The 1,333-nt window shown below is 33.5% G+C and carries 1 protein-coding gene; it reads right to left on the minus strand.

Features of this window, described 5'->3' with window-relative positions; all coding sequences use genetic code 11:
- Positions 1 to 836: 836 nt before the first annotated feature.
- On the minus strand, positions 837 to 1,333 hold a 497-nt coding region (locus tag U9R42_14270; protein MEA3497189.1), incomplete at its 5' end, for a PAS domain S-box protein.

Genomic DNA, 1,333 nt, shown 5'->3' on the forward strand with positions numbered 1-1,333 from the left:
AATAATTCCACTCGAATACGATATTCCATACTTTCTCTCCAATTTCCATTGATAATTGATAAACCTGTAATTCCTCTAATTTCATTTTACATTTTTTTAAATTAACACTATTTAATAACAACCCAAAACCAGTTCTCAGTCCACAGTCTTCAGTCGGTAGCCAAGAGCTAAAAACTAAAAGCTAAAAACCAAAAACCAAAAACCAAAACCCAAAATCCAAAATCCACACTACCCAATAACCACCAAATGACAAATAATGACCACTTAATGACAACTTAATGACCACTTAATGACAATTAATGACAACTAAACTACCACCTCCTAACAACCCAAAACCAGTTCTCAGTCCACAGTCCACAGTCGGTAGCCAAGAGCTAAAAACTAAAAGCCAAAATCCAAAAACCAAACTACCCAATAACCACTCAATAACAATTAATGACAAATAATGACAACTTAATGACAATTTAATGACCACCTCCTAACAACCCAAAACCAGTTCTCAGTCCACAGCTAAAAACTAAAAACTAAAAGCCAAAAACTTCACTACCCAATAACCACCAAATGACAAATAATGACAACTTAATGACCACTTAATGACAACTTAATGACCACCAAATGACCACCAAATAACCACCCAATGACAACCCAATGACAACTTAATGACCACCCAATGACAATTAATGACAACTTAATGACCAACCTCCTAACAACCCAAAACCAGTTCGCAGTCCACAGTCCACAGTCGGCAACCAACAGCTAAAAGCCAACAACTCATAATTGATAATTTGTATTCAATAACTTTCAACATTCAACATTCAACATTCAACTTTCAACTTTCAACTAATCCCTAGCCTCTCTTCCAACTCCTTCACTCTGTCTTTAAGTTCTTTTATTCTTACTTCTCTTCCTTCAAATAATTTATTATATTTTTTTAATTTTTTATTTTTTTCTTCCAGTTCTTTTGTTCTTTCTTCAACAAGTTCTTCGAGGTGTCCACGGTGTTTTTTAATTTCTGCTTCTGCCTGTTTTTGCTCAGTAATATCTATAATTATCCCTCTTATACCAATAGGTTTAATATCCTTAATAATTTGAGTTGAATATATTTGTACAGGAAATGTATTGCCATCTTTTTTCAAAGCAACAGATTCTTTGTTCATACTATTTTTTCCATGCAATATATTTTGGAAATTTACTTTAGCTTTATCCCGATATTCGGGGCTTATTACCTGCATTACATTAAGTCCTTTATCAAGCTCAGCTTGAGAATATCCATAAAGTTCAAGTGCCGATTCGTTTACGAATGTAAGATTTCCGTTGACATCTGATTCATAAA

This window comes from Bacteroidota bacterium (genome assembly GCA_034723125.1).
Lineage (GTDB): Bacteria > Bacteroidota > Bacteroidia > CAILMK01 > JAAYUY01 > JAYEOP01.